Origin of the sequence: Chelatococcus sp. YT9 (assembly GCF_018398315.1) — a bacterium.
Taxonomy (GTDB): Bacteria; Pseudomonadota; Alphaproteobacteria; order Rhizobiales; family Beijerinckiaceae; genus Chelatococcus.
Genome location: NZ_JAHBRW010000001.1, coordinates 1,794,772 through 1,815,042, shown reverse-complemented (window position 1 = coordinate 1,815,042; position 20,271 = coordinate 1,794,772). Strand labels below are relative to the sequence as shown.

The following is a 20,271-nucleotide window of genomic DNA, read 5'->3' as shown; positions in this document are numbered from 1 at the left end:
CATGGCTCAGGCGTCCCAGACCACGACCTTCGGCGCATCGACGCCCAGCATCAACGGTCGTGCCTATCCGATCACCGATCACACCTTCGATGTGATTATCGTCGGTGCCGGCGGCGCCGGCCTGCGCGCGACGGTGGGTTGCAGCCAGGCTGGCCTGCGAACCGCCTGCATCACCAAGGTCTTCCCCACGCGCTCGCATACGGTCGCCGCCCAGGGCGGCGTCGCCGCCTCCCTCGCCAACATGGGCCCCGACAACTGGCAGTGGCACATGTACGATACCGTCAAGGGATCGGACTGGCTGGGCGACCAGGACTCCATCGAATATCTCGTGCGCAACGCGCCGGCCGCTGTCTACGAGCTCGAGCACTGGGGCGTGCCCTTCTCGCGCACTGAAGATGGCCGGATCTACCAGCGGCCGTTCGGGGGCATGACCACGGACTTCGGCAAGGGTCCGCCCGCCCAGCGCACCTGTGCCGCCGCGGACCGCACGGGCCACGCCATCCTGCACACGCTCTATGGCCAGGCCGTCCGCAACAACACCGAATTCTTCATCGAGTATTTCGCCATCGACCTCATCATGGATGAGGAAGGCCGCTGCCGCGGCGTGATCGCGCTCAAGCTCGACGACGGCACGCTCCACCGCTTCCGCGGCCATCTCGTGATGCTGGCGACCGGTGGCTATGGCCGTGCCTATTTCTCCGCGACCTCTGCTCACACCTGCACGGGCGATGGCAACGCGATGGTGTTGCGCGCCGGCTTGCCCTTGCAGGACATGGAATTCGTGCAATTCCATCCCACCGGCATCTACGGTTCAGGCTGCCTGATCACCGAAGGAGCGCGTGGCGAGGGCGGCTATCTCACGAATTCCGAGGGCGAGCGCTTCATGGAGCGCTATGCGCCTTCAGTGAAGGATCTCGCTCCGCGCGACATGGTCTCGCGTTCCATGACCATGGAAATCCGCGAGGGTCGCGGCGTTGGCAAGGACAAGGATCACATCTTCCTGCACCTCGACCACCTCGATCCCGCCGTCCTGCATGAGCGCCTGCCCGGCATCTCCGAATCGGCGAAGATCTTCGCCGGTGTCGATGTCACCAAGGAGCCGATCCCGGTTCTGCCGACCGTGCACTACAACATGGGCGGCATCCCCACGAACTACCACGGCGAAGTCGTGACGCTGAAGGATGGCAATCCGGATTTCATCGTCCCCGGCCTGATGGCGCTCGGCGAGGCTGCCTGCGTGTCGGTCCACGGTGCCAACCGCCTTGGCTCCAATTCGCTGATCGACCTCGTGGTTTTCGGACGTGCTGCGGGCCTTCGCGCCGCCGAGCTCGTCAAGCCCGGCGAAAAGCACGCGAATCTCCCGGCCGATTCGGCGGATCTCGCCCTCAGCCGCCTCGACAAGTTCCGCTATGCGAGCGGCGGCACGCCGACAGCCGAGCTCCGCCTGCAGATGCAGCGCACCATGCAATCGAACTGCGCCGTGTTCCGCACGGGCGAGGTGCTGGAAGAAGGGCGGACCTTGATCAAGGAAGTCTGGACAGGCGCCGCGGACGTGGGTGTCAGCGATCGTTCGCTCATCTGGAACTCAGACCTCGTCGAGACGCTGGAATTCGACAATCTCATCACCCAGGCCGTCGTGACCATGGAAGGTGCGGCCAACCGTACCGAGAGCCGTGGCGCCCACGCTCGCGAGGACTATGCGAACCGCGACGACGTGAACTGGATGAAACACACATTGGCCTGGGTCGACGAGACGAAGAAGAGCGTCGCGCTCGATTACAGGCCAGTGCATAGCTACACCATGTCGAACGAGATCCAGTACATCGAGCCCAAGGCTCGCGTTTATTGATCGCGTTGGCGCGCCCTATCGGCGGTCGTTGAGGTTCAGGATATGGCCGAATTCGCCCTTCCCAAAAATTCCCGGATGACTGAAGGCAAGGTGTGGCCGAAGCCGGCCGGTGCCAAGCGCACGACCGACTTCCGCATCTACCGCTGGGATCCGGATACGGGCGAGAATCCGCGGATCGACACCTATACGGTGGATCGGGACGATTGTGGCCCGATGGTGCTCGACGCGATCATCTGGATCAAGAACAAGGTCGACGCGACTCTGACCTTCCGCCGCTCCTGCCGCGAAGGCATCTGCGGCTCCTGCGCCATGAACATCGACGGTGCCAACACGCTCGCCTGCACCAAGGGCATCGACGAGGTCGAGCGCAAGGGCGTCGTGAAGATCTACCCACTGCCGCACATGCCGGTGGTGAAGGATCTCGTTCCCGATCTCACGCGCTTCTATGCCCAGCATGCGTCGATCGAGCCCTGGCTCCAGACCACGACGCCGGCTCCGGAAAAGGAGTGGCGGCAGAGCCATGAGGACCGCCAGAAGCTCGATGGGCTTTATGAGTGCATCCTCTGCGCCTGCTGCTCGACCTCCTGCCCAAGCTACTGGTGGAACGGCGATCGCTATCTCGGCCCTGCCGCGCTGCTGCAGGCCTATCGCTGGCTGATCGATTCGCGCGATGAGGCTACGGGTGAGCGTCTGGACCAGCTTGAGGACCCGTTCCGCCTCTATCGCTGCCACACGATCATGAATTGTGCGAACGTGTGCCCGAAAGGCCTCAATCCCGCGAAGGCAATCGCGGAGATCAAGCAGATGATGGTCGTCCGCCAAGTATAAACGCGGGACCCGGGATGGCCCTTCCCGGATGCCTGCCTGGGCCAAAAGGGAGGCAATCATGATCGACCATCTGAGCCTTCTGGTTTCCGATTATACCAAGGCCAAAGCCTTCTACATCAAGGCGTTGGCGCCTCTCGGCTATGGCTTGGTCATGGAATTTCCGGACGCCACCGCAGGCTTTGGGCGTGACGGGAAGCCTGATTTCTGGATAGCTGCCGGTGGTCCTACCTCGCCGCCGCTACACGTGGCTTTTCGGGCGGAAACGCACGCCATCGTGGACGCATTCTACGCCGCTGCGCTCGCGGCGGGCGCGACGGACAACGGTGCGCCGGGCCTGCGGCCTCACTATCATCCCAATTATTATGGTGCTTTCGTCCGTGATCAGGACGGCCATAATATCGAGGCCGTCTGTCATACCGAAGCCGCATAGGCTGATTTTGATAGCCATGGTTAAGGGTTGACGGTGCTCAGTGCTTGCTCAATGCCTCTGCTTAAGGCACACCATTGAGGGAGTTCCGAGCTGACGCAGGTCTTGACCGAACTCGGGCGGGTTTGCGGGAGAGCGCAGAGGATGCAGTTGATCGTGCGTGATTTTGGATCCAAATGGCCAGTCGTAGCAGCCGTGTTGCTGCTGGGTCTTGGTGCCTGCACAAGCTCCGATCGTTTCTCCGACCGTTCCGGCGGCGCGATTCAGCCCCGTCCCGGAGCTTCCTCGCGTGCCCTCAGCGACGATATGGAGCCCATTGCGCCCGGGCCTGCACCGACCGTCATTGCGAGCCCCCTACCGCCAGCGCCCGGCACATCCGTGGCCTCGGATCCGAACTTCCCGACGCCCGGCGCACCTGCTCCCGTCGATCCCATGCTTGGCCAGCCAAAACCCGACAACATGGCAAGCCTTGGTACCCCGGGGGGCAGCTCAGGAGCATCGACGCCGCGTGCGCCGACATCGCGCACATCGATCACCGGCACATGGACCGCCCGCGAGGCGACCGGCGGCTCGTGCCGCGTTACACTGTCGAGCTCCCCGTCGCTGGACCTGTATCGGGCATCCACATCGGGCTGCGCCAACAAGGACCTCCAGAGCGTCAACGCTTGGGATCTGCGCGACGACGAGGTTTATCTCTATTCCCGCGGCAGCGTTGTCGCTCGCCTCAAGGGAGGCTCAGGCGCCTATAATGGCGTGATCGCCAAATCAGGCGCGCCGGTCACAATCTCTCGCTGATACGGTATCAACCGGCCACGGACGCCGTCGTGGCAGGGATCGCCATCGGCGCTCCCTGCAGCCAACGTGTCAGAAAAATGTCAAGCCACGCGGCGATGGCGCCATCATACATGAACCGTCCGGTATGGTGGAGCCGGGCTTCCTGCGCCCCTGGCAAGGCGAGCCGTTCCACACCACGTGTCGTCCAGCGATAGACCATGGCGTGCGTCACCTCGGGATGAAACTGGAATCCGAAGGCGGCCGGCCCAACCTGGATGGCCTGAACGGGAAAGTCCGTCCCTGTCGCAAGGACCGACACACCGGCAGGATCATCGAGCCCTTCGCGGTGCCATTGATAGACATGGGACGGCCAAGGCACGCCAAGGTGCCTCGCGAAGTCTTCTCCGGCGAAGGTGGGATGGATCGGGAAATAGCCGATTTCAGCCCGCCCCTCGGCATGAGCCGCGACACGGCCGCCCATATGCTTGACGAGCATCTGCGCGCCAAGGCAAAGGCCCAGGAACGGCTTTTCCTCCTTGAGAACACGGCCGATCCAATCGATCTCGCCGCGCAGCCAAATCTCGTCGTCATTCGCGCTCATCGGCCCACCGAAGATGACGACGCCATCGTGGGCTTCGAGCGTATCCGGCAGCGGATCTCCGAACCGCGGCCGGCGGATGTCGAGAGGATGTCCCTGAGCAGAGATCAGGCGGCCGACCCGTCCGGGAGACGAATGCTCCTGGTGCAGAATCATGAGGACAGGTTGTCTCACACGTGCCCGCCCCACCTGCAGGCGCCTATCCAGCAGACGGGCCGCTCTATCGTGCATAGTTCAGTGATCCCCACGTGAATCAACAGGATGGTGGCGTAGATCGGCGACGACGGCCTCATCGAGACCAAGCAAACGCGCCAGCTGCCAGATGAGATCGCCCTCGAGCTCGCGCACTTCACCATCCGCCTGCGCTAAATCCCAAGCCAAATGGAGAAGCCGCGTTCTTGCGGCAATATCAAGGCGGCGCCGCAAGGGCGCGATCAATGTCTCGACATCCGCGCTGCCCCGGTCCGCCAGATCGCCCTGGACGACCAGCGCCTCAGCATCGGTTGCCGTGAGGGCGAACTCCTCCCTGAGCACCGCTTCGAGGCGTGTCCATTCTGCAGGCACTATGACCCCATCGATCCGGGCGACATGCACCAGCAATGTTGCCAGGGCGAGCCGCCCATCATCCCCATCGGCAGCGTTGGCGTTGGCTTTTGCATCACCGCTGCTCACGCGCTCGACCAGCTCGCGTACGAGCGCGAGCAGGGATACCGGATTGTAAAGCGAGGCTTTCGTCATACAGCTCATCCCACGCAAACCAGGAATCGGGCGGCGGCCTTTCGACCATAAAACACCGATTCTGTTCAGCTGGAGTGAACACAAACGTGGGAAAGGCGCCAGTTCCGAAGACAGTCTGTTCGATAGTTTATTCCCATCGGGCCAGAACCCGCACCCAGGGCGCTAACGACCGTTGGCTTGACGCCACGCCGTGTAGTCTGTCTGCGTCTGGGGATCTGTGGGTGGATAAAGACCGAGAATCGAACGGCCCTTGAGGACCTCCTGCTGGACGAAGTCTTCAAACGCCGTCATCTCCACCGCTTCACGCGCGATCTCATCAGCGAGATGGGCTGGGATGACGATCACGCCCTCGCCGTCGCCCACGACGACATCACCGGGAAACACAGCGACATCGCCACAGCCGATCGGCACGTTGATATCAAGCGCCTGATGATGGGTCAGGTTGGTCGGTGCTGAAGGGCGATGGTGATACGCTGGGATAGCAAGCGCGGCGATATCAGGACTGTCGCGGAAGCCCCCGTCAGTCACGACGCCGGCCGCCCCCCGCATCATGAGCCGGGACACCAGAATGGCACCAGCCGATGCGGCACGCGCGTCCTTGCGGCTATCGAAGACCATCACGGCGCCCGGCGGGCATTCTTCAACGGCCTTGCGCTGCGGGTGGGCGCGATCACGAAAGACATCGATCGTGTTCAGATCTTCACGGGCCGGGATGTAGCGGAGCGTGAACGCCTCGCCCACCATATTGTCGCCTTTGAAATGCAAAGGGCTGACATCCTGGATGAACTGGTTGCGCAATCCCCGCTTGAACAGCGCCGTGCTCAGCGTCGCAGTGCTCACGGATTTCAGCTTCTGGCGGGTTTCTGCAGACAGCATCGGCTTCTCCGGCTTGCGTGATCTGATTGAGTGCCTGTGAGGCGTCACTCCCGTTGCGGATAATGGGCGAGAAGACCGTACAAGGCCACAGTCGCACCGTGATCTTATCGAATATTTGTCTGATGTCCGATGAATGGCTCGCGGTCGCGGTCGTATCGCGGGACGCCCTCGGATTCTTGCCCACGGAATGGCGCAGATTGTCCACAAAAATTGCATCTCTGTGTACATTGGTACCGCTGCGCGCTAAATATCGGTTCTAGATAGAAGCAGAGGCTGCAGGAGCCTTCCATATGAGCCGACGCGCAAAATTCCGGGAACTCGTGGATGACGCGGATTTGCTCGTCATGCCCGGAGCCTATGATGGACTCTCGGCACGGATCATCGAGGCCGAGGGATTCCACGCGCTTGTCGCAGGGGGCTATGCCGCGATCGGTTCGATGATGGGAGAGCCGGATGGCGGCCAGTCGAACATGCGTGACATGGTTGATCACTATGCGCGTATCGTCGGCGCTGTCGAGATACCGGTCTATGTCGACGCGGACACAGGCTTCGGCGGTGTGCATAATGTCGCGAAGGCGGTCCGCGCGCTTGAGGCGACAGGTGCGGCCGGTCTGTTTTTCAGCGACCAGGTCTTTCCAAACCGTTGTGGCTATCTGCCGGGAAAGCAGGTCGTGCCTGTCGAGGTCATGTTATCGCGCATTGCGGCCGCGCTCGATGCCCGGACCGACGAGCACTTTTTCATCGGCACGCGGACTGATTGCCTGAGCCTAACCGGGCTCGACGACGCGATTGAGCGCTGCCAAATGTTCATCGAGGCCGGCGTTGACATGGCCAAACCGCAGGGCGCCGATACGCGCGAGCAGATCACCCGTTCGATGGCGGAAATCCCCGGACCCCACTTCGCGACGCTGTCGCAGGCGGCCGGCAACCATCCAACAGGGCTGGAAGGCATGCGAGAGATCGGCGTCGCGGCTGTAACGCTGCCCTCGATCAGCTTGTTTGCGGCTGCACAAGGCGTGCGCAGCGCGATCGCCAGATTGGCGGCGACCGGCAGCACGGTTGACCTTGCAGACCAGCTCATGCCCTTGTCTGAGTACTACGAGCTGGTCAGGCTGGGGGAATTCCAGGCCAGAGAAAAATCCTACGACGATCGCGCGGCGGAAGTTCTGGCGCGGCGGGGCCGGCCAAGAGCTAGCTAACGGCCGGGCTGCTCGCCCATGTCGTCGAGCTGCAGCGAGGCGATGAAGTCGTTGAACTGCTCGCCCTGCATAATGATGTGAGAGCGCAATAGGCTGGATGCCCGCTCGCCGTCCATCGCAAAAATGGCGTCGACGATCTGCTCGTGCTCGGCGAAAGAAACGTGCATGCGTTTGCGGAAGCGCTGGCGGCGGCGGCGGTAAGGCTTCAAGCGCCTGTGCAGCGCGGTAGCCTGTTCAATCAGGAAATCATTGTGGCTCGCTGCATAGATGGCGAAGTGGAAAGCCTCGTTCTCCTCGTAATAGGTCACCGCGTCATCGCGCGCCACGGCATCGGCACAGGCCGCGTGGCGAATTGAAATCGCCTCCCGGTCGGAATCCGTGTATCTCCGCGCCGCCAGACGTCCGGCCATGCTTTCGTATTCGGCCATCACCTCGAACATCTGCACGAGACGTTCCGGCCCTATCTGTGCGACGATGGCGCCCCGCCGCGGGCGGATTTCGATCAGGCCGATTGAAGCCAGTTGCATCAGCGCCTCGCGTACCGGAGTTCGCGAGACACCGAACCGCTCGGCGACCGATACCTCATCCATGCGCTGCCCCGGGAGGAACACGCCATTGACGATATCCTCCTCGATCTTGTTACGCAGCTTGTTCCGCGAATTCGGCGCTACATCCATTCACCGTCGCTCCGTCCCGCCACCAACTCGTAAGACGCATAAACCTGTCCGCGAATGTTGACAGCACCCAAACGCGGCGCCCGGCGATTTAACCTCGCCGCCCGCGGGATTCAATACGAAACAGGTCATCTTGCATACAAGAATTCGATTTATGTTGACGCAATACTGCACGATGCATAAATTGCTGCCATAAAGTGCATAATGCAGGGGGGCGTCCTTCATGTCACGACTGGGCAACGTCATCCGCGACGGGGATATCGTCTCTGGCGCTCTCCTGGCCGGCCTGGGCACCTATATCATCTCGAAGGCTTCCACCTGGGACTATATGACCACGAACGGGCCCGGACCGGGGTTTTTTCCCCTCTGGTACGGCATCTGTATCGTGGTGTTGTCACTGGGGCTGATTGGATGCGCGCTCTTCAAGGGCATAGGTGCGGCCCATGAGCCAATCGACTGGCGTGGAGTTGGCCGCGCCCTCGTCACCTGGCTGGCCTTCGTTATCGCAACCGCACTGATGCCCTATCTCGGATTCGTGGTCGCTCTCGCGCTGCTTTGTCTTTGCCTGATTCGGGTCGTGTTCCGCCAGCCCCTCATCCGAGCCATCGTGGCTTCTGTGGCGATCACTGCGGCCTTCAAGATCATATTCGTCATGTTGTTGCAGCTCGATCTGCCTATCGGCGCGCTGGGTATCTGAACCATGGACATTATCAACGGGCTCGCCCATGGCTTCGGCATCGCTCTAGTGCCGCAGAACCTCCTCTGGTGTTTCGTCGGCTGCTTTCTCGGAACCGTCGTCGGAATTCTGCCCGGGCTCGGGCCGGCTGCGACGATCGCAATCCTGATGCCTCTGACACTGAACATGGATCCTGCCGGCGGCATCATCATGCTGACAGGCATCTATTATGGCGCCAAATACGGGGGCTCAACCACATCGATCCTGCTCAACATGCCGGGCGAGTCGAGCTCTGTCGTGTCCTGCATCGATGGCTACCAAATGGCGCGCAACGGCCGCGCCGGCGCGGCGCTCGGCATCGCCGCGATCGCGTCCTTCATCGCGGGCACGGTCGGTATTGTGCTGCTGACGCTCGTCGCCCCGGCGGTCGCCCGCTTCGCCCTGTCATTCTCGGCGCCGGAATATTTCGCGTTGATGGCATTCGGCCTCTCGCTCGTCGTCCTGCTTTCAGGAGCCTCGCTCCTCAAGGGATTGCTGGCGCTTCTGGTCGGTCTATGGCTATCTACTGTCGGTATCGACCTTTTCTCCGCGCAATCGCGCTTCACCTTTGGCCGCAGTGAGCTCCTCGGCGGGCTCGACTTTGTCGTGATCGCGATCGGTGTCTTTGCTATCGCGGAAATCCTGACCACGATCCAGCATCGACAGGAAGGCACGCTGATCCCGGTGCCGAAGGGCTTCCGCAATCTCCTGCCGAGCCGTGAGGAACTGAAGGCCTCGCGTTTCGCATTCGTCAACGGCTCGTTTACGGGCTTCATCATCGGCGTGCTGCCGGGCGCCGGATCAGCCATTGCCTCATTTATCGCCTACGGCATCGAGAAGGCCGTCTCGAAGCGCAAAGAGTTGTTCGGCAAGGGGGCGCCGGAAGGGCTGGCGGCACCGGAAGGCGCGAATAACGCGGACACTGGCGGCGCGCTTGTGCCATTGCTGACGCTCGGCATTCCAGGTGGCGGCACCACGGCCATCCTATTGTCCGCGCTCGTTCTCTGGGGCATCCGTCCCGGTCCGCTGATGATCACCGAGTCGCCGGATATATTCTGGGGGCTCGTGGCCTCCATGTACGTCGGCAATGTGGTCCTGCTTCTGCTCAACCTGCCACTCGTGCCGCTCTTCGCCCAGTTGCTGCGCGTTCCGACCTGGATCCTGTTTCCCGTGATCTTCGGTTTGTCGATCATCGGAGCCTATAGTGTTTCGGAGCGCATTTTCGACGTCGAGTTGCTCGCGGCATTCGGTCTACTCGGCTTCCTTATGGCGAAGACTGGATTTCCAAGCGCGCCGCTCATTCTCGGCTTTGTGCTCGGTGATGCCATGGAGCGTGCCCTCCGCCAGTCGCTGATGATGTCGCAGGGCGATCTTACAACCTTCTTCCAGCGTCCGATCTCGCTGATCCTGCTGATAGCGGCTTTCGTCATCCTGCTCTTGCCGCTGGTCAGCTGGTTCAATCGCGCCCGTGTCCGCGCGATCAGTGAAGGCGCCTGAACGATATCAACAAGCATCCATAGGAGGAACGCATGAAACTCTCTGCCTGGGTGGCGACGGCGTTCGCCGTCACCGTGACATTTGCTTCTGCTTCGACAGTGCAGGCACAGTTTACGCCCAAGCGCCCACTTGAGATCGCGGTCCATGCCGGCCCGGGATCAGGCAACGACGTCTTTGCCCGAGCGCTGATCTCAGTCATCGAGAAGAACAAGCTCTCGCCTGTTCGTATCCAGGTCGCCAACAAACCGGGCGGCGGCAGCACAACCGCGGCCGCGTATCTGGCGAGCAAGGCCGGTAACGAGAACACGCTCGGCGTGTTCACGAATATCTGGATCACGGATCCGCTGGTCTCGGCCGAGGCGACGAACCCGTTGACGAGCATGACGCCCGTTGCCCTGGTCATCCGCGAGCCAGGCCTGATCGCGGTCAAGGCAGACTCCCCCTACAAGACACTTCAGGACTTCATCGACGCTGCCAAGGCCGCGCCCGGCAAGCTCAGCCAGTCCGGGGGATCGGTTCTCGCGCGCGAGAACGTCTTGCGCCAGTTGCTGATGGGCGCGACGGGCGCTGACTGGCAGTTCATCTCCTTTCCCTCCGGCGGCGAGCGGCTTTCAGCGCTGCTTGGCGGCCACGTCAACATGATGATCGTGGAGCCCGGTGAAGCGACCGCCCAAGTCCGCAGTGGCGCGATGCGCGTGATCGCCGCAGTGGCAGAAAAGCGCCTCCCGGGCTTCCCCGATGTTCCGACGCTGCAGGAGGCGGGCTTCAACATTCCAAACCTGCCGCAGATCCGCGGCATCGTCGCGCCTCCGGGAATGCCGAAGGAAGCGGTCGCGTACTACAGCGACCTGATTCGGAAGGCGACCGAGACGCAAGAGTGGAAGGACTATGTCGTGGAGAATGGCTTCGAGCCGGCCTTCACAACTCCCGAGGAAACCTCGAAGTTCATTACCGAGTACACCGAACAGTTGCGGGGTATCCTCGAGAAAGCCGGCATCAAGCTCGTCGCGCGCTGAGCTCTTCTAGCCCATTGTCATCAGCCGGCCTCACGATGGGGCTGGCTGCTTGCTTTTATCCATCCCATGGAGGCCGGAATGCTATGCCAGTCCTACCGATTCGGCGACCTCCGCATCACGCGTGTCCTGGAGATGTCCGGGCCGACCCATGACCCGGCCTTCCTTTTTCCGGATCTGCCGGCGATCGCACTCGACGGCGAAGCCGGCTGGCTCGCTCCCCATCACTATCAGCCCTCGACCAACCGGCTTGTTGTTACCATCCAGATCTGGATGGTCCAGTTCGGCACGACGACCGTGCTCATTGATCCCGGTATAGGCAACGGAAAGCCACGCCCGGCGGAGCGCCAGAACATGCTGAACACGCTCGCCCCGGCCTGGCTGGCGGCAGCAGGCGCGACCGCTGACAGCGTCACGGACGTCATCCTGACCCATCTGCATGCTGACCACGTCGGCGGATGCACGGTTATGCGCGAGGGCGTCTGGCGTCCCGCTTTTCCCGGTGCGCGCCACCATATGCCACGGGCGGAATTCGACTACGTTCGTGAACGCTACGGAGCGGGCGAGACGGGCATTAACAGTGGCGCGTGGGCCGACAGCGTAATCCCGCTGATCGATGCCGGGCTCGTCGACCTCTTCGAGCCGGGCGATCTGTTGCTCGACCACTTCAGGGTCGAGGACGCAGCCGGTCATACGCCAGGACAAGTCGCGCTATGGCTGACGGACAAGGCGGGCGGAAGCGCTGTCTTTGCGGCGGATATCATGCACAGCCCGCTGCAGATCCGCTTTCCCGCACTCAACACGCGGTACTGCATCTGGCCCGAGCGCGCCCGGGAGACGCGGGCAGCATTTCTAGCCCAGGCGGCACGCAGCCGGGCCATCGTCATGCCCATGCATTTTGGATGGCCTTACCGCGGTCTCATCGCGCGGAGCGGTGACACTTACACCTTCGCGCCTCTCGACTGGTGAAGGTCACGCAGCGCTTCAGCGACTGCTTCCGGCGCCTGCAAGATCATGATGTGACCACTGTCGACGATACGCAGATCGCAGCGCGCTATGCCCGCGATGTCGGCGCGCACATGATCGACGGGGCGAAGGAGATCGCGCGTGCCGGCAAGCACCAGCACCGGGCAGCCGAGCTTTGACTTCGCGTCAGTGACGTCGACATTGGCGAGCATGGCGTTCGCCTGCTCGTAGCAGAACGGATCAATGGCGAGAAAACGGGCCCGGTATTCCTCGTAGACCGCGCGATCCGAGATCATGTCTTCAGGAAAGGAGCGCTCGAACACAACGTCGATCACCGAGCGCATGCCCTCCCGACACGCCTTCGCTCCACGCTGGAGGAGATAATCACGCCTGTCGGGATTGGCCTTCAGCGCTGGCGAGCACAGCAGGAGCTGCTCGACGTCACCGCGCAGCTTTGCAGCCAATTCGACGGCGATCGCGGCGCCCGAGGCTATGCCGGCGATCGTATAGGGGGCTTCCAGCCCAGCGGCCGTAATGGCAGCGAGGGTGTCCTCCGCCATTGTGGCCACGTCGAACGGTTGCCGGGTTTTTTCGGAAAGCCCCGCACCGCGCTGGTCCGCGCGCAGCACGCGGTAGCCCTCCCCGAGCCGCTTCAGGACCTCGTCCCAGCTGTCCGACGTCCCGGACAGCTCGTGGATCAGGACCAAGCTCCTGCCGACGCCAGACAGCTTGTAATGGAGGCTGACGCCCTCGCGTTCGGTCCAGTGCAGGTTCGTCATGCCGGCCTCGCAGGATGAACGCGTTCCATGAATGACAGCAGTTGCGCAGCGATGAAGTCCGGTTGCTCAGGCAATGCCGCATGGCTCGCGTTTGGGATGACAACGACCGTGACCCGGTCGCCCAGCTCTCGTTTGAAGATTTCCGCATCCTCAACATGGGCGAGCGGATCGGTGTCCGGCTGCAGATAAAGCAAGGGCGCCGTGCCGCCGGCATAGTCCTCGCTCCGCGGCGTCTGGTCACCCGCGTGACGCTGGGCCGCCAACACTTCGGGATACCAATCCTTCAACCAGCCTGTCGGATCGTTGCCCGGCGCGAAAAATGCAAAACGCAGGGCCTCGAGCCGCTCATCATCAGGTAGCTCGGCATTGGCGCTTGCCCGAATGGCGGCGCGCATCTTTGGACCACTCGGGGCGATGCCGACATTCGCCGCGATGATCGATATGCCGCTGACTAGATCCGGCCGATCTGTTGCGAGCATTCGTGTTACCCGATTGCCAAATGCATGTCCGGCCACGAAGGCCGGACCACCGCCGAAAGCCTCGATCACCGTCGCGATATCAGCGGCGCAGTCATGGAGGTCCTTGTAAGGTGCGGACGACGTACTCCTACCAATTCCTCGGGGCTGCGGCCGCAACACGGTGTATCCGCGCTGGGCGACGTGTTGCGCGATTGGATCGAAGTCCGTCGCCGGGCGGCCGAGCGAAGGCAGCATAACGACCAATGGACCCTCGCCTTGCTTGAGGACCTCGAGCGTCGCCTCCGCGCCGCGCTGGATCATTTCCGCCGATACGGTTCCGCTCATGTCGTCTTCGTCTCCCATCGCTATTGATTTCGGTTCTCGAAAAGCTGGAACATCAGCGGCGCCAGCACCATCGTGCCGACGATCCGGCAGATCTGAGTCGTAACGACAAAGGCGACCTCGAAGCCAATCGCATAAGCCAGCAGAGTGATTTCAACCAAGCCGCCGGGCGAAAGCGCCAGAATGAGGGTCGGAACGTCGAAGCTGATGAGGCGGCTGCAGGCGAAGGCCGTCACGACGGCAAGGCCGATGAGCACGAGTGACCATAGTGCACCCTGGAGCATGGTGCGACCGAGCTCGCGATGCGTGGTGCCCCCCAATCTCGAGCCAACGATAGCGCCGATCGTCACCTGGACCAAGGCGACCAGCCACGAGGGCGGCTGCGCGCCAGTCAGGCCGCTTGCGTGGGCCACCGCGCTGAACAGCAGGGCCGCGACCATTGCGCCGCCAACGAGGCGAAAGGCATTGCGCGCCATATAGCCGCCAACCACGCAAGCGCCAAGGATGACCCAGTCGAGCGGCGCGATGATGCTGCTATGGGTCGCCGCGACCGCGACATTGCCGCCGCTCAAGGGCGCGGCGACCAGCGCTTGAACCAGAAACGGCACGCAAAAGATGACCGTGATGACACGGGCCGAATGGACGAGCGCGAGCTTACGACTGTCCGCGCCGAGCGAGCCACCAAGCAAGGTCAGCTCGCCAAGACCTCCGGGAAAGCTCGCGAAGAGTGCCGTCCCCCGATCGAATTTACACAGCCTTTGGAAGTAGAGCCAGCCTAGGAACGCGGTCGCGAGGGTATAGACGAGCATCGCTGGGATGATCGGCCACCAGAGCACCATGTTGGCCAGTACTTCTGCGGTAAAGGTGCTGCCGGCCAGCACGCCGACCACAGGGCGGGCGACGTGCCGGACCTGAGCCGGAATGAGGAAAGGACTGCCGAGGGCCGCGGCAATGCCTACCGCGCTCAGTGAGCCGAGCGTCCACGGCAATGGCAGGTGGAGAAACAGAAAAACCGCGCCGCCACAAGCGCCGATCAGCAAAGCGCCGATTGCGTGGAGAACGGCCCGCATCGTCAGCCGGCGGCCTCAAGCGTGGCATCGAGCGTGTCTTGCCAGTCGGGCTGCTCGGCATCCGCGTAACCGGCATGGAGAACCATGGCAAGCAGCCCATAATACCCGCAGAGGCAAACGATCTCGAGCGCCCCCTCGCGTCCGAACACCTCGCTGACCCGCTGGAACTGCGCGTCATCCAATTTGCCGGAGCGAAGCACGGCCCGGGCCGCTTCAAGCGCGACGCGTTGAGAGCTCGTCAGCGCGTCGCCGCTCTCTCCTCGTGCCAGACTGGCCAGCACCGGCACGCTCAACCCGGCCTTGCGGGCGAGCGGCGCATGGGCGAGCCATTCATAGGGGCAACGCCAGAATTCGGAGGCTGCAAGCGTGACCAGCTCCCGCACGTCCGCCTCCAACGCACCCTTGAAACGCAGCCACTCGCCGAGATCGGCAACCCGTTTCGCGAGTTCCGGCACCGGCAGGAGATTGAGGAAGGGCTGGCCGATCTTGCCCCGCGCGCTGCCCCGCAAGTGTTCCGCGAAGGCTCGCTGCCGTTCGTCCCAACCGTCCTCGGCGATCTCGAATCGACTCATGCACCTGCTCCCAACTGCAAGGATGCTTGTACGAGAAATCGCTCGATTAATACACTAGTCGATCATTTAAAAATGCATTATTATAAATCTCGTATGCAATCTGAGGGAAAATGCTCACAATTGCCGATAGCGGACCGCGATTGGTCAGGACGGAAGCGGCTATCGCCTGGATTGACCTGGGCGGTCCCGACACCGGAAACGTGCTCACACGTCAACAGATGGCGATGCTCAGCGACGCGATCCGCATGGCTGGCGCCGATCCCGACGTCTCGGTCGTCGCCATTGCACCGGGCGGAGAAGCCTTTTGCCTCGGCCGCAATGGCAAGGGAGAGCCGGCGGAAGCACGGCCTTGGGATGCACGCCAGAAACAGATGGGCGTGACGCTGGATGTGTACGATGCCATCGCGACATGTCCCATCCCTGTCGTCTCTTGCGTCCAAGGCAATGCTATCGGGTTCGGCGCGGCATTGGCCGGCGGATGCGATATCACCCTGGCCGCGCACAGCGCACGCTTTGCCTTGCCCGAGATCAAGCATTCGATTCCCGCGACCCTCGCGATGTCCGCGCTCATACGGAAGATGCCTGAGAAAGCGCTGGCGCATCTGATCTACTCAGGAGAGGCAATTTCCGCTGAGGAGGCGCGCGGTCTTGGTCTGGTGAGCAAGGTGTTCCCGGCAGAGGCCTTCGGCGAAAGCTGCTCCGCCTATCTCTCGGCTCTTGCATCACGGAAGCGGCTCCTGCTGGAGACGATCAAGCGGTATCTCGGGAAAGCACCGCAGCTATCCCCCGAGATGGCTTCCGAGTATGCCGGCACGCTGATGGCTTTGGTGAAGCCAAGCATCTAGAACATGTCCGATTTTCAGCCGAGCAAGTTCACGGCAGACAGACTTGCTCCAGGAGACGCAGCGATGGTCGCCCGCACGCTCTTTCAGAAGATCTGGGAATCCCATCTCGTGGCGCGGCGTATCGATGGTCGCGAGATCATCTACATGGACCGCAATATCGTCCATGAGCTGCATGGACCCAAGGCGTTCGAGAAGCTGCGCAAGGCAGGGCGGCGGGTTCGCCGGCCCGACCTGACCTTCGCCGTCCAGGACCATACAATTTCCAGCCGACCCGGCCGTGACGACACGACAAATCCCGAGGGCACACCGTTCCTTCAGGCACAACGCGCCGGCGCCGCTGAGTTCGGCTTCCGCATTTTTGACGTCGGTGATCCCGACCAGGGTATCTCCCACGTCATCGGACCCGAACTCGGCATGGTGCTCCCCGGGGCAACGCATTGCGTTCCGGATAGTCACGCGGCGACGGTCGGAGCGCTCGGCGCGCTGTCGTTCGGCTGCGGGACGACAGAGCTGGAACATGTGCTGGCGACACAGGTCCTCGCTATGAAGAGGCCGAAGACCATGCGCATCAACCTCGAGGGCAGGTTGCAACCGCATGTGACGGCAAAGGACGTGGCGCTGCATATCATAGGCACAATCGGCGTTTCCGGGGCAAATGGACACGTCGTCGAATATGCCGGCGCCGTGGTCCGTGCCATGGGTATCGAAGCCCGCATGACATTGTGCAATCTCACCGTCGAAATGGGCGGGCGTAGCGGCTTTGTTGCGGCTGATGAGACCACCCTGTCCTGGCTGCAGGGAAGGCCATTCGCGCCGACTGGTGACGACTGGGCTCGCGCGGAGGCTTACTGGCGCACGATGCATTCCGACCAGGGCGCGGAGTTCGACCGGGACATCACCATCGACTGCACCGCGCTTGAGCCGCAGATCACATGGGGCATTACTCCTGGACAGGTGATCGGGATTCGCGAAAGCGTGCCTGTCTCGCTCGGCGAGGACGCTTCCGACCAGCATGCGCTGACCAAGGCACTCACCTATATGGATCTGCGCGCTGGCGAGCCGCTGCAGGGGTTGAAGGTGGACCGGGTTTTCATCGGATCCTGCACCAACGGCCGTATTCCAGACCTGCAGGAGGCAGCAGCCATCGTGCGCGGCCGCAAGGTCGCCGAGGGCGTGGTCGCCATGATCTCCCCGGGCTCGACGATCGTTCGACGCGAGGCCGAGGCTCTCGGCCTCGATGCCGTCTTCCGCGACGCGGGGTTCTACTGGGCTGAGTCGGCCTGCTCGATGTGCGCCGGCGGCAACGGCGATCGCGGGCGCCCTGGTGAGCGGGTGATTTCCACCACGAATCGCAATTTCGAAGGCCGCCAAGGCCCCGGCGTGCGAACCCATCTCGTGAGCGCGGGAATGGCAGCCGCGGCGGCGATCGCCGGCTCCATCGTCGACGTTCGCCAATTTCCGGAGGCGTGAATGCAGGCTTTCACGAAGACGACCGGTTCAGCGGTCCCGATGCTCGAGGACGACATCAACACGGACGAGATCTCACCCATTCAGCTCGCCCGCAAACTTCAGCCTGACTATCGGAAGATGCTTTTCATGCGCTCCCGGTGGGACGACAAGGGCGATCCCGTACCGGCCCATGTGCTGAACCTGCCGCAATTCCAGAATCCGGCAATTTTGGTGACGGGCGCGAATTTCGGCTGCGGCAGCTCTCGCGAGGCTGCGGTTTGGGCCCTTCTTGCGAACGGCATTTCCTGCGTCGTCGCGCCGAGCCTCGCCGACCAGTTCCGGGAGAATTGCCTTCAGAACGGCGTGCTGCCGGTCACCCTTGAGACGGACCGCTTCGCATCCTTCGCCCAACGTGTCGTAGACGCGGACGGCGCGCCTTTTACTGCCGACCTCGAGAATCAGACGCTCTCAGGCCCGGGCGGCGAGCCTGTCCCCTTCGCTATACCCGCCGCGGAGCGACTGGTCCTTCTGGAAGGCTTGGATGACATCGGCCTCACCTCCAAGCACCTGTCGGACATTGAAGCCTGGGAAGCGCGGACGGCGGCGACAATGCCGTGGTATCAATGCGCCCGCGATAGACGCCTCTAAAGCGGGTCTCGGCGCCGGGACCGCGCGGCCGTTGGTGCAGCTCGTACAGCTGTACGGCGCTCCGTTGCCGTCGTCAGACTGACGTCTCACGCGCGATCGCGTCGCGTTCGGCGCGCCGCGCTGCCACGATCCCCTCGAAATCAACCTTTCGCGTCTGATCGACGATATGCTCCTGGAGCGCATGCGTCACCGCCGCGATCTTGCCGCCGCGGAAAACATCAATAAGCAGCAAATGCTCCTCGATGATTTCGGCCATAGGCTTTGACAGCGTTGAAAGACCAAAAAAGATCGTCGCTTGGCGGGAAAGACCTTCCCAGACCTCGCATAGAACGTCGTTGCCGCTGAACTGACAGAGCGCGCGATGAAAGTCCGCGTCGGCCATCGCAAAACCATACGCGTCATCTTGGGCGCTGGCATATTCCATCTGTGCCAGGCGATCATTGAGGATGCGCAATTCCGCCTCGCCATTTCGCCCTTCGCGAATGGCCCGTAACGCAGCCGTTGTTTCAAGCGCAACACGCGTTTCGATAAGATTGTTGATCCGAGCCCGCGATACGGGCATGAGCCGTGTGCTCTTATGGGGCTCGCTCGTGACGAGACCCTGACTTTGAAGAACCCGCAGCGCCTCCCGTACCGGCACACGACTGATGCCGAGGCGCTGGGCGAGTTCCGTCTCCACGACCCGATCGCCCGGCAAGATGAGCCCTCTCGAAACCGCCGCCACGACAGCCTCGATCACCATGTCCACAAGCGTGCGCGGCCGCAGCGGCACCCAGTCGACGGCCGCCGCGGGCTCTCCGCTGAGTTGGGCCGGGAAAGAAAAAGCCGCTGATTGATCGAAGCGCCTCTTGACCATGCACAGATTGTATACTGTTATACGATTATAGCGCAACAGCGATCGTCATAGGCTTGACCCTCAACGTCGGGCTGGCTCGCCTTTACCAGAATGTGCGTCTACCCTGTCGTGCGGCGGTATACGATTAGACAGGTTCTTGGAGGATCGATATGCAAAAGCGGGAGTTGCTCGTCGTCGGAAGCCGGCCGGACTGGTATCTTGATCGGCTCGCCGGCCACTTCTCCCTGCACCAGCTCACCACGGGAGACCCTGCGGATCTCGATGGGGACGTTGCCGCTCGTATTGAAGCCCTGACATCGACCGGCGCCCTGAGCGCGAGCCTGTTGGACGCATTACCTCGCCTGCGTCTCGTGGCTAACGGAGGCGCCGGCTACGAGCGGATTGATACCGCAGCCTTGCGTGACCGTGGCATCCGCCTGACCAACACGCCGGATGTTACAGACGGTTGCGTGGCGGACATGGCGTTCGCACTGCTCCTGGCCGTCGGACGCCACATCACCAGCGGCGATGCCTTCGTGCGGTCAGGCAGCTGGGAGACCGAGGACTACCCCCTCGTGCCACGCATGCACGGACGGACGCTTGGCGTTCTGGGTCTCGGCCGGATCGGACTTGCAATCGCGCGCCGCGCCGCGGGCTTTGACATGCCGGTCGTTTATCATAACCGTCGCCCGCGCGCGGACGTGAACTTCGAGTATTGCGGAACAGCCCGGGAGCTGGCCAGCCGAGCCGATTTCCTGGTCGTTGCCTGCCCGGGCGGCGCCGCAACTCATCATCTTGTCGATGCGCCGGTGCTGGAGGCGCTTGGGCCGAAAGGCATCATCGTCAATATCGCACGCGGTTCCATCGTCGATGAGAGCGCACTCGTCGAGGCCCTGAAGCGTGGTGTGATCGGAGGGGCTGGCCTTGATGTTTTCGAGCATGAGCCAAAAGTCCCGTCGGACTTGGTGGCGGCCAAGAACGTCGTGCTGATGCCGCACCGCGGCGGGGGAACGTTCGAGACGTGGGAAGACGCCTGCGACCTCGTCATTGCCAATGTCAGCGCGTTCTTCGAAAACCGACCGCTCCCGACGCCGGTGTTCTAAGCGAACGAAAAGCATT

Annotated in this window: 22 protein-coding genes; 13 read left to right on the top strand and 9 right to left on the bottom strand. The window is 62.4% G+C overall.

The window, feature by feature from the left end; genetic code table 11:
* Position 1 precedes the first annotated feature (1 nt).
* The 4 genes from sdhA (at position 2) to KIO76_RS08140 (ending at position 3,899) form a co-directional block, all read left to right on the top strand.
* Positions 2 to 1,849, top strand: a complete 1,848-nt coding sequence (gene sdhA / locus KIO76_RS08155) for a succinate dehydrogenase flavoprotein subunit (protein ID WP_213322510.1) — start codon at positions 2 to 4, stop codon at positions 1,847 to 1,849.
* A gap of 42 nt (positions 1,850 to 1,891) precedes the next feature.
* Positions 1,892 to 2,677, top strand: coding sequence for a succinate dehydrogenase iron-sulfur subunit (locus tag KIO76_RS08150; RefSeq protein ID WP_213322508.1), 786 nt, complete (start codon positions 1,892 to 1,894; stop codon positions 2,675 to 2,677).
* A 58-nt stretch (positions 2,678 to 2,735) separates the two neighbouring features.
* Positions 2,736 to 3,107 carry a VOC family protein gene (locus tag KIO76_RS08145; RefSeq protein WP_213322506.1) on the top strand — a complete coding sequence of 124 codons (372 nt, stop codon included), beginning with the start codon at positions 2,736 to 2,738 and terminating at the stop codon, positions 3,105 to 3,107.
* Positions 3,108 to 3,248: 141 nt separating this feature from the next.
* A complete protein-coding gene (locus KIO76_RS08140) occupies positions 3,249 to 3,899 on the top strand; it encodes an AprI/Inh family metalloprotease inhibitor (RefSeq protein WP_213322504.1) in 651 nt (216 codons plus the stop codon).
* A gap of 7 nt (positions 3,900 to 3,906) precedes the next feature.
* On the opposite strand, the gene KIO76_RS08135 is transcribed toward KIO76_RS08140, so the two are convergent.
* The 3 genes from KIO76_RS08135 to KIO76_RS08125 all read right to left on the bottom strand — a co-directional run bounded on the left by KIO76_RS08135 (position 3,907) and on the right by KIO76_RS08125 (position 6,090).
* Positions 3,907 to 4,707 (bottom strand): glutamine amidotransferase, encoded by an 801-nt coding sequence (locus KIO76_RS08135; protein ID WP_213322502.1) that lies wholly within the window; start codon positions 4,705 to 4,707, stop codon positions 3,907 to 3,909.
* Between the two features lie 3 nt (positions 4,708 to 4,710).
* Positions 4,711 to 5,214, bottom strand: coding sequence for a tellurite resistance TerB family protein (locus KIO76_RS08130; RefSeq protein WP_213322500.1), 504 nt, complete (start codon positions 5,212 to 5,214; stop codon positions 4,711 to 4,713).
* A gap of 162 nt (positions 5,215 to 5,376) precedes the next feature.
* Positions 5,377 to 6,090, bottom strand: a complete 714-nt coding sequence (locus KIO76_RS08125) for a ribonuclease activity regulator RraA (RefSeq protein ID WP_213322498.1) — start codon at positions 6,088 to 6,090, stop codon at positions 5,377 to 5,379.
* 290 nt (positions 6,091 to 6,380) lie between these two features.
* On the opposite strand from KIO76_RS08125, the gene KIO76_RS08120 reads away from it, so the two are divergent.
* Complete coding sequence (locus KIO76_RS08120) at positions 6,381 to 7,289, top strand: isocitrate lyase/PEP mutase family protein (RefSeq protein ID WP_213322496.1); 909 nt, start codon at positions 6,381 to 6,383, stop codon at positions 7,287 to 7,289.
* Here KIO76_RS08120 and KIO76_RS08115 read toward each other — a convergent pair.
* Complete coding sequence (locus KIO76_RS08115) at positions 7,286 to 7,966, bottom strand: GntR family transcriptional regulator (protein ID WP_213322494.1); 681 nt, start codon at positions 7,964 to 7,966, stop codon at positions 7,286 to 7,288. The two genes, KIO76_RS08120 and KIO76_RS08115, sit on opposite strands and share 4 nt — an antisense overlap.
* Before the next feature lie 220 nt (positions 7,967 to 8,186).
* Between KIO76_RS08115 and KIO76_RS08110 the strand changes: the two genes are divergently transcribed.
* The 4 genes from KIO76_RS08110 (at position 8,187) to KIO76_RS08095 (ending at position 12,157) form a co-directional block, all read left to right on the top strand.
* Positions 8,187 to 8,660: a tripartite tricarboxylate transporter TctB family protein gene (locus KIO76_RS08110; RefSeq protein ID WP_213322492.1), complete on the top strand. Its 474-nt coding sequence runs from the start codon at positions 8,187 to 8,189 to the stop codon at positions 8,658 to 8,660.
* Between the two features lie 3 nt (positions 8,661 to 8,663).
* Positions 8,664 to 10,175 carry a tripartite tricarboxylate transporter permease gene (locus KIO76_RS08105; protein ID WP_213322490.1) on the top strand — a complete coding sequence of 504 codons (1,512 nt, stop codon included), beginning with the start codon at positions 8,664 to 8,666 and terminating at the stop codon, positions 10,173 to 10,175.
* A gap of 32 nt (positions 10,176 to 10,207) precedes the next feature.
* Positions 10,208 to 11,191: a Bug family tripartite tricarboxylate transporter substrate binding protein gene (locus KIO76_RS08100; protein ID WP_213322488.1), complete on the top strand. Its 984-nt coding sequence runs from the start codon at positions 10,208 to 10,210 to the stop codon at positions 11,189 to 11,191.
* A 78-nt stretch (positions 11,192 to 11,269) separates the two neighbouring features.
* Positions 11,270 to 12,157 carry an MBL fold metallo-hydrolase gene (locus KIO76_RS08095; protein ID WP_213322486.1) on the top strand — a complete coding sequence of 296 codons (888 nt, stop codon included), beginning with the start codon at positions 11,270 to 11,272 and terminating at the stop codon, positions 12,155 to 12,157.
* Here KIO76_RS08095 and KIO76_RS08090 read toward each other — a convergent pair.
* The 4 genes from KIO76_RS08090 to KIO76_RS08075 are packed head-to-tail and all read right to left on the bottom strand — an operon-like array spanning position 12,130 to position 15,375.
* The gene (locus tag KIO76_RS08090; protein WP_213322484.1) at positions 12,130 to 12,933 is read right to left on the bottom strand and encodes an alpha/beta fold hydrolase; all 804 of its coding nucleotides are present in this window, start codon (positions 12,931 to 12,933) and stop codon (positions 12,130 to 12,132) included. The two genes, KIO76_RS08095 and KIO76_RS08090, sit on opposite strands and share 28 nt — an antisense overlap.
* Entirely contained in the window at positions 12,930 to 13,736 is an 807-nt protein-coding gene (locus tag KIO76_RS08085; protein WP_213322482.1) for an alpha/beta fold hydrolase, read from the bottom strand. Before KIO76_RS08085 ends, KIO76_RS08090 begins: the two co-directional genes overlap by 4 nt.
* Positions 13,737 to 13,756: 20 nt before the next feature.
* Entirely contained in the window at positions 13,757 to 14,803 is a 1,047-nt protein-coding gene (locus tag KIO76_RS08080) for an AbrB family transcriptional regulator (RefSeq protein WP_213322480.1), read from the bottom strand.
* Between the two features lie 2 nt (positions 14,804 to 14,805).
* Positions 14,806 to 15,375 (bottom strand): carboxymuconolactone decarboxylase family protein, encoded by a 570-nt coding sequence (locus tag KIO76_RS08075; RefSeq protein ID WP_213322479.1) that lies wholly within the window; start codon positions 15,373 to 15,375, stop codon positions 14,806 to 14,808.
* A 110-nt stretch (positions 15,376 to 15,485) separates the two neighbouring features.
* Here KIO76_RS08075 and KIO76_RS08070 point away from each other — a divergent pair, with 110 nt between their 5' ends.
* From KIO76_RS08070 to leuD, 3 genes are all read left to right on the top strand, one after another.
* Positions 15,486 to 16,220: an enoyl-CoA hydratase/isomerase family protein gene (locus tag KIO76_RS08070; protein WP_213322478.1), complete on the top strand. Its 735-nt coding sequence runs from the start codon at positions 15,486 to 15,488 to the stop codon at positions 16,218 to 16,220.
* A gap of 63 nt (positions 16,221 to 16,283) precedes the next feature.
* Positions 16,284 to 17,690, top strand: a complete 1,407-nt coding sequence (gene leuC / locus KIO76_RS08065; protein ID WP_213322477.1) for a 3-isopropylmalate dehydratase large subunit — start codon at positions 16,284 to 16,286, stop codon at positions 17,688 to 17,690.
* Complete coding sequence (gene leuD, locus KIO76_RS08060; protein ID WP_213322475.1) at positions 17,691 to 18,317, top strand: 3-isopropylmalate dehydratase small subunit; 627 nt, start codon at positions 17,691 to 17,693, stop codon at positions 18,315 to 18,317. It abuts the gene before it with no gap.
* A 73-nt stretch (positions 18,318 to 18,390) separates the two neighbouring features.
* Here the strand turns inward: leuD and KIO76_RS08055 are convergent, their stop codons facing one another.
* Entirely contained in the window at positions 18,391 to 19,173 is a 783-nt protein-coding gene (locus KIO76_RS08055) for a GntR family transcriptional regulator (RefSeq protein WP_213322473.1), read from the bottom strand.
* A gap of 149 nt (positions 19,174 to 19,322) precedes the next feature.
* Between KIO76_RS08055 and KIO76_RS08050 the strand changes: the two genes are divergently transcribed.
* Entirely contained in the window at positions 19,323 to 20,255 is a 933-nt protein-coding gene (locus tag KIO76_RS08050) for a 2-hydroxyacid dehydrogenase (protein ID WP_213322471.1), read from the top strand.
* The last annotated feature ends 16 nt before the right edge of the window (positions 20,256 to 20,271 follow it).

What these genes read in the sequence shown, in the direction of transcription:
- sdhA (WP_213322510.1), top strand. Translation starts at nt 2, where the DNA reads ATGGCTCAGGCGTCCCAGACCACGACCTTCGGCGCATCGACGCCCAGC.
- KIO76_RS08150 (WP_213322508.1), top strand. Translation starts at nt 1,892, where the DNA reads ATGGCCGAATTCGCCCTTCCCAAAAATTCCCGGATGACTGAAGGCAAG.
- KIO76_RS08145 (WP_213322506.1), top strand. Translation starts at nt 2,736, where the DNA reads ATGATCGACCATCTGAGCCTTCTGGTTTCCGATTATACCAAGGCCAAA.
- KIO76_RS08140 (WP_213322504.1), top strand. Translation starts at nt 3,249, where the DNA reads ATGCAGTTGATCGTGCGTGATTTTGGATCCAAATGGCCAGTCGTAGCA.
- KIO76_RS08135 (WP_213322502.1), bottom strand. Translation starts at nt 4,707, where the DNA reads ATGCACGATAGAGCGGCCCGTCTGCTGGATAGGCGCCTGCAGGTGGGG.
- KIO76_RS08130 (WP_213322500.1), bottom strand. Translation starts at nt 5,214, where the DNA reads ATGACGAAAGCCTCGCTTTACAATCCGGTATCCCTGCTCGCGCTCGTA.
- KIO76_RS08125 (WP_213322498.1), bottom strand. Translation starts at nt 6,090, where the DNA reads ATGCTGTCTGCAGAAACCCGCCAGAAGCTGAAATCCGTGAGCACTGCG.
- KIO76_RS08120 (WP_213322496.1), top strand. Translation starts at nt 6,381, where the DNA reads ATGAGCCGACGCGCAAAATTCCGGGAACTCGTGGATGACGCGGATTTG.
- KIO76_RS08115 (WP_213322494.1), bottom strand. Translation starts at nt 7,966, where the DNA reads ATGGATGTAGCGCCGAATTCGCGGAACAAGCTGCGTAACAAGATCGAG.
- KIO76_RS08110 (WP_213322492.1), top strand. Translation starts at nt 8,187, where the DNA reads ATGTCACGACTGGGCAACGTCATCCGCGACGGGGATATCGTCTCTGGC.
- KIO76_RS08105 (WP_213322490.1), top strand. Translation starts at nt 8,664, where the DNA reads ATGGACATTATCAACGGGCTCGCCCATGGCTTCGGCATCGCTCTAGTG.
- KIO76_RS08100 (WP_213322488.1), top strand. Translation starts at nt 10,208, where the DNA reads ATGAAACTCTCTGCCTGGGTGGCGACGGCGTTCGCCGTCACCGTGACA.
- KIO76_RS08095 (WP_213322486.1), top strand. Translation starts at nt 11,270, where the DNA reads ATGCTATGCCAGTCCTACCGATTCGGCGACCTCCGCATCACGCGTGTC.
- KIO76_RS08090 (WP_213322484.1), bottom strand. Translation starts at nt 12,933, where the DNA reads ATGACGAACCTGCACTGGACCGAACGCGAGGGCGTCAGCCTCCATTAC.
- KIO76_RS08085 (WP_213322482.1), bottom strand. Translation starts at nt 13,736, where the DNA reads ATGAGCGGAACCGTATCGGCGGAAATGATCCAGCGCGGCGCGGAGGCG.
- KIO76_RS08080 (WP_213322480.1), bottom strand. Translation starts at nt 14,803, where the DNA reads ATGCGGGCCGTTCTCCACGCAATCGGCGCTTTGCTGATCGGCGCTTGT.
- KIO76_RS08075 (WP_213322479.1), bottom strand. Translation starts at nt 15,375, where the DNA reads ATGAGTCGATTCGAGATCGCCGAGGACGGTTGGGACGAACGGCAGCGA.
- KIO76_RS08070 (WP_213322478.1), top strand. Translation starts at nt 15,486, where the DNA reads ATGCTCACAATTGCCGATAGCGGACCGCGATTGGTCAGGACGGAAGCG.
- leuC (WP_213322477.1), top strand. Translation starts at nt 16,284, where the DNA reads ATGGTCGCCCGCACGCTCTTTCAGAAGATCTGGGAATCCCATCTCGTG.
- leuD (WP_213322475.1), top strand. Translation starts at nt 17,691, where the DNA reads ATGCAGGCTTTCACGAAGACGACCGGTTCAGCGGTCCCGATGCTCGAG.
- KIO76_RS08055 (WP_213322473.1), bottom strand. Translation starts at nt 19,173, where the DNA reads ATGGTCAAGAGGCGCTTCGATCAATCAGCGGCTTTTTCTTTCCCGGCC.
- KIO76_RS08050 (WP_213322471.1), top strand. Translation starts at nt 19,323, where the DNA reads ATGCAAAAGCGGGAGTTGCTCGTCGTCGGAAGCCGGCCGGACTGGTAT.